We start from the raw sequence: 5,174 nt of genomic DNA, 5'->3' as shown, positions 1-5,174 counted from the left end.
GTGCGTACCGGGCTGAGAGGCGGTGTAAGTGAACTGTAGTTGCCATGTTTTACGGCAATGAGAGCAGAGATAGCGCTGATGTCCGGCAGTGCTTTTGCCGTTACGCACCACGCCTTCAGTAGCGGAGCAGGAAGGACATCTGATGGAAATGGAAGCCACGCAAGCACCTTAAAATCACCATCATACACTAAATCAGTAAGTTGGCAGCATTACCAGAAATTATGGAAATTGCATCGAATAAAGGCGTCATTGCAGACGCTTCGACCCCGGCGGGTCGTGCTGGAATGAGTGAGAGCGAGTGGCGAGAAGCGATCAAATTCGACAGAACTGACACCGGCTGGGTGATTATGAGTATCGGGATGGCGATTGGCGCGGGGATTGTTTTTCTCCCGGTGCAGGTCGGTTTGATGGGATTGTGGGTATTTTTGCTCTCATCGGTGATTGGTTACCCGGCAATGTATCTGTTTCAGCGGTTGTTTATTAATACGCTGGCAGAATCACCAGAATGTAAAGATTACCCGAGTGTCATTAGCGGTTATTTAGGTAAAAACTGGGGCATCCTGTTAGGTGCGCTCTATTTCGTAATGCTGGTGATTTGGATGTTCGTCTATTCCACCGCCATCACCAACGATAGTGCTTCCTATCTGCATACCTTCGGCGTGACGGAAGGGTTGCTGTCAGACAGTCCCTTTTATGGTCTGGTACTGATTTGCATTCTGGTGGCGATCTCTTCACGCGGCGAGAAATTGTTATTCAAAATTTCGACCGGCATGGTGCTGACCAAGCTGCTGGTAGTCGCTGCGCTGGGCGTGTCGATGGTGGGAATGTGGCATCTGTATAACGTCGGTTCGCTACCGCCGCTGGGGCTGCTGGTGAAAAACGCCATTATTACGCTGCCGTTTACCCTGACGTCGATTCTGTTTATCCAGACGTTAAGCCCGATGGTGATCTCTTATCGCTCGCGGGAAAAATCAATTGAAGTGGCGCGGCATAAAGCATTGCGGGCAATGAATATCGCGTTTGGCATTTTATTTGTCACCGTCTTTTTCTACGCCGTGTCGTTCACGCTGGCGATGGGACATGACGAAGCGGTAAAAGCCTACGAGCAGAATATTTCCGCGCTGGCGATTGCCGCACAGTTTATTAGCGGTGACGGCGCAGCGTGGGTGAAAGTGGTCAGCGTCATTCTCAATATCTTTGCTGTCATGACTGCATTCTTTGGCGTCTATTTAGGCTTTCGCGAAGCAACGCAAGGGATCGTAATGAACATCCTGCGTCGCAAGATGCCTGCCGAGAAGATTAACGAAAATCTTGTTCAGCGCGGCATCATGATTTTCGCCATTTTGCTGGCCTGGAGCGCCATCGTACTGAACGCACCGGTGTTGAGCTTCACCTCTATCTGTAGCCCGATTTTCGGCATGGTAGGGTGCCTGATCCCGGCGTGGCTGGTTTACAAAGTACCGGCATTGCACAAATACAAAGGGATGTCTCTGTACCTGATTATCGTCACTGGTTTGTTGCTTTGTGTTTCTCCGTTCCTGGCATTTTCTTGATTTACCTGAAATTTTAAGGTTTTTAATATGTTTGATTCGACTTTAAATCCGTTATGGCAGCGTTACATCCTCGCCGTTCAGGAGGAAGTAAAACCGGCGCTGGGATGTACTGAACCGATTTCACTGGCGCTGGCGGCGGCGGTTGCTGCGGCAGAACTGGAAGGTCCGGTTGAACGTGTAGAAGCCTGGGTTTCGCCAAATCTGATGAAGAACGGTCTGGGCGTCACCGTTCCCGGCACGGGAATGGTGGGGCTGCCGATTGCGGCGGCGCTGGGGGCGTTAGGTGGAAATGCCAACGCCGGGCTGGAAGTGCTGAAAGACGCAACTGCGCAGGCAATTGCCGATGCCAAAGCACTGCTGGCGGCGGGGAAAGTCTCCGTTAAGATCCAGGAACCTTGCAATGAAATCCTCTTCTCACGCGCCAAAGTCTGGAACGGTGAGAAGTGGGCGTGTGTCACCATCGTCGGCGGGCATACCAACATTGTGCATATTGAGACGCACAATAGTGTGGTGTTTACCCAGCAGGCGTGTGTGGCAGAGGGCGAGCAAGAGTCTCCGCTGACGGTGCTTTCCAGAACGACGCTGGCTGAGATCCTGAAGTTCGTCAATGAAGTCCCGTTTGCGGCGATCCGCTTTATTCTCGATTCCGCGAAGCTAAATTGTGCGTTATCGCAGGAAGGTTTGAGCGGTAAGTGGGGGCTGCATATTGGCGCGACGCTGGAAAAACAGTGCGAGCGCGGTTTGCTGGCGAAAGATCTCTCTTCATCCATTGTGATTCGTACCAGCGCGGCATCCGATGCGCGTATGGGCGGCGCTACGCTTCCGGCTATGAGTAACTCCGGCTCGGGTAACCAGGGGATCACCGCAACAATGTCTGTGGTGGTTGTAGCAGAACACTTCGGAGCGGATGATGAACGACTGGCGCGTGCGCTGATGCTTTCTCATTTGAGCGCAATTTACATCCATAACCAGTTACCGCGTTTGTCTGCACTTTGTGCCGCAACGACCGCAGCAATGGGGGCCGCCGCCGGGATGGCATGGCTGGTGGATGGGCGTTATGAAACTATCTCGATGGCGATCAGCAGTATGATCGGCGATGTCAGCGGCATGATTTGCGATGGTGCGTCGAACAGCTGCGCGATGAAGGTTTCGACCAGTGCTTCGGCTGCGTGGAAAGCGGTGTTAATGGCGCTGGATGATACCGCCGTGACCGGCAATGAAGGGATCGTGGCGCATGATGTTGAGCAGTCGATTGCCAACCTGTGTGCGTTAGCAAGCCATTCGATGCAGCAAACGGATCGGCAGATTATCGAGATTATGGCGAGCAAGGCCAGATAAACGCCAGGTTTTGAGTATTGTGCCGATGCGATGCTGGCGCACCTTATCCGGCCTACGGGTTGTTTAATTCGTTAATGTTGTTGGATTTTGTAGGCCGGATAAGGCGTTTTCGCCGCATCCGGCAACCTGTCTTTACGCGGTAGCTTCATCCTCGGCTAAACGCGTTTCAGCATCCGCGACGATGGCTTCCAGCTCGCTCAACATCTCTTCATAGCCAAAATTTTTGGCGGTGCGAGCAGGTTCTTTCGCCACCACGGGCTTCACTGGCTGGCGCTTTTTGGCCGATTTTTTACTCATCATCATCTCCCTGTAAAAACAACTAGACAGGCAAATCTATCAGCAAAGCGCGCAGTGGGGAATCGGCAACCAGCGTAATGTTAGCCTCGTCACGAATAAACGCCCCATCACCGCAGGTCAGCGCCGCTTTCTCTTCATGATGCGTAAGCGCATGAAATTTCCCGTGAATCGATTGCAAATACGCGCGTGGCCCATGCAACTGGAAATTCGCACTTTCGCCTTTGTCGAGCACGATATGGTGCAGCCACACTTGCTGGCGTAATTGCAGGCTTCCCATCGTACCCTCTGGCGAGGCGATTAATTGCTGCTTGCCCATATTAAGCGCCAGTTTTTGAATCAGCGGATTCTCTCGCTGCGGGCAGGCGTCCAGCCAAAGCTGCATTCGTGTTAACGGTTTGTCTTTGCTGAGATTGTGTTCGCTGTAGCTGACACCCGGCTGGGTAGAGAGCAGCAACGCCTCACCGGCGCTGGCCTGAACATGATTGCCTTCGCTGTCGCGATACTCTGCTTCTCCATCCAGAATCACATTTAAAATATCGACTTTGGGATAGGTTCGCGGCTGAAAGGCGGCACCTGGGGCCAGCACTTCCTGGTTAAGCACACGCAGGGAGGCATAGCCTAACAATTTCGGGTCGAAGTAGTGTCCAAAGGAAAAAGTATACCGGGCCTGCAACCATCCGTAGTCTGCTTGTCCACACTGCCTGGCAGTTCGGGTAGTAATCATAATTCTTGACCTCTCTTTACTTCCTTTTATGGTAAGGGGCTGGACGCTACATTGTTAGCCAGATATTCTGCCCGGTATGTTCAAATTTCCTGAATGAGAACGAAATGGCCAAAGAAAGGGCATTAACGCTGGAAGCACTACGGGTTATGGATGCGATCGATCGCCGGGGCAGTTTTGCGGCGGCGGCGGATGAGCTGGGACGCGTGCCTTCCGCACTTAGCTACACCATGCAAAAACTGGAAGAAGAGCTGGATGTGGTGCTGTTTGACCGCTCGGGCCATCGCACCAAATTCACCAATGTCGGGAGGATGTTGCTGGAGCGAGGGCGCGTTTTGCTGGAAGCAGCAGATAAACTGACTACCGATGCGGAAGCCCTCGCGCGCGGTTGGGAAACGCATCTCACCATTGTGACCGAGGCGCTGGTACCGACACCTGCCTTTTTCCCGTTAATCGACAAACTGGCGGCAAAAGCCAATACCCAACTGGCAATCATCACCGAAGTGCTGGCGGGGGCGTGGGAACGACTGGAGCAGGGGGGGCGGATATCGTTATCGCGCCGGATATGCATTTTCGTTCCTCGTCGGAGATCAACTCGCGCAAGCTCTATACCTTAATGAACGTCTACGTTGCCGCGCCTGATCACCCGATTCATCAGGAGCCGGAACCGTTATCTGAAGTGACGCGCGTGAAATATCGTGGAATTGCGGTAGCGGATACCGCTCGTGAGCGCCCGGTGTTGACCGTACAGCTGCTGGACAAACAGCCGCGCTTAACGGTGAGCACGATTGAAGATAAACGTCAGGCATTACTGGCGGGGCTTGGCGTGGCGACGATGCCGTATCCGATGGTCGAAAAAGATATTGCGGAAGGGCGGTTGCGTGTCGTCAGCCCGGAATCGACCAGCGAGATCGATATTATTATGGCCTGGCGTCGTGACAGTATGGGGGAAGCGAAATCCTGGTGTCTGCGGGAAATTCCCAAACTTTTTAGCGGAAAATAATATTTATTATTGTTAATAAAAAGGGGCGAAATATCGCCCCAATTCTAAGATTAATTTGAACCAAACTTAGGTAATGCTGCCAACTTACTGATTTAGTGTATGATGGTGATTTTAAGGTGCTTGCGTGGCTTCCATTTCCATCAGATGTCCTTCCTGCTCCGCTACTGAAGGCGTGGTGCGTAACGGCAAAAGCACTGCCGGACATCAGCGCTATCTCTGCTCTCATTGCCGTAAAACATGGCAACTACAGTTCACTTACACC

6 protein-coding genes and 1 pseudogene are annotated in these 5,174 nt (G+C 52.5%); 4 read left to right on the top strand and 3 right to left on the bottom strand.

Features of this window, described 5'->3' with window-relative positions:
- Positions 1-159 (bottom strand): IS1 family transposase (locus BFF42_RS10870; RefSeq protein ID WP_032277379.1); only part of this gene is annotated, 159 nt, incomplete at its 3' end.
- A 62-nt stretch (positions 160-221) separates the two neighbouring features.
- On the opposite strand from BFF42_RS10870, the gene BFF42_RS10865 reads away from it, so the two are divergent.
- Together BFF42_RS10865 and cyuA are read left to right on the top strand one after the other, a co-directional pair.
- On the top strand, positions 222-1,553 hold the full coding sequence (locus BFF42_RS10865) for an SLC5/6 family protein (RefSeq protein WP_000401562.1): 1,332 nt from the start codon (positions 222-224) through the stop codon (positions 1,551-1,553).
- Positions 1,554-1,580: 27 nt separating this feature from the next.
- Positions 1,581-2,891 (top strand): cysteine desulfidase, encoded by a 1,311-nt coding sequence (gene cyuA / locus BFF42_RS10860; protein ID WP_000460524.1) that lies wholly within the window; start codon positions 1,581-1,583, stop codon positions 2,889-2,891.
- A 132-nt stretch (positions 2,892-3,023) separates the two neighbouring features.
- Here the strand turns inward: cyuA and yhaL are convergent, their stop codons facing one another.
- Together yhaL and BFF42_RS10850 are read right to left on the bottom strand one after the other, a co-directional pair.
- A complete protein-coding gene (gene yhaL / locus BFF42_RS10855; RefSeq protein ID WP_001295544.1) occupies positions 3,024-3,188 on the bottom strand; it encodes a protein YhaL in 165 nt (54 codons plus the stop codon).
- Positions 3,189-3,210: 22 nt separating this feature from the next.
- A complete protein-coding gene (locus BFF42_RS10850) occupies positions 3,211-3,912 on the bottom strand; it encodes a pirin family protein (protein ID WP_000633577.1) in 702 nt (233 codons plus the stop codon).
- Positions 3,913-4,016: 104 nt separating this feature from the next.
- On the opposite strand from BFF42_RS10850, the pseudogene yhaJ reads away from it, so the two are divergent.
- Both yhaJ and BFF42_RS10835 read left to right on the top strand, forming a co-directional pair.
- Positions 4,017-4,912 (top strand): annotated as a pseudogene (gene yhaJ / locus BFF42_RS10845) (DNA-binding transcriptional regulator YhaJ).
- A 124-nt stretch (positions 4,913-5,036) separates the two neighbouring features.
- On the top strand, positions 5,037-5,174 hold a 138-nt coding region (locus BFF42_RS10835), incomplete at its 3' end, for an insA N-terminal domain protein (RefSeq protein ID WP_001645659.1).

Source organism: Shigella sp. FC1661 (assembly GCF_001712525.1).
In the GTDB taxonomy this organism is placed as follows: Bacteria; Pseudomonadota; Gammaproteobacteria; order Enterobacterales; family Enterobacteriaceae; genus Escherichia; species Escherichia coli.
The sequence above is the reverse complement of the archived record's forward strand: the minus strand, read 5'-3'. Positions and strand labels throughout refer to the sequence as shown.

Excerpts from the sequence above, each read along its gene's own strand:
- BFF42_RS10865 (WP_000401562.1), top strand. The coding sequence starts at position 222 with ATGGAAATTGCATCGAATAAAGGCGTCATTGCAGACGCTTCGACCCCG.
- cyuA (WP_000460524.1), top strand. The coding sequence starts at position 1,581 with ATGTTTGATTCGACTTTAAATCCGTTATGGCAGCGTTACATCCTCGCC.
- yhaL (WP_001295544.1), bottom strand. The coding sequence starts at position 3,188 with ATGAGTAAAAAATCGGCCAAAAAGCGCCAGCCAGTGAAGCCCGTGGTG.
- BFF42_RS10850 (WP_000633577.1), bottom strand. The coding sequence starts at position 3,912 with ATGATTACTACCCGAACTGCCAGGCAGTGTGGACAAGCAGACTACGGA.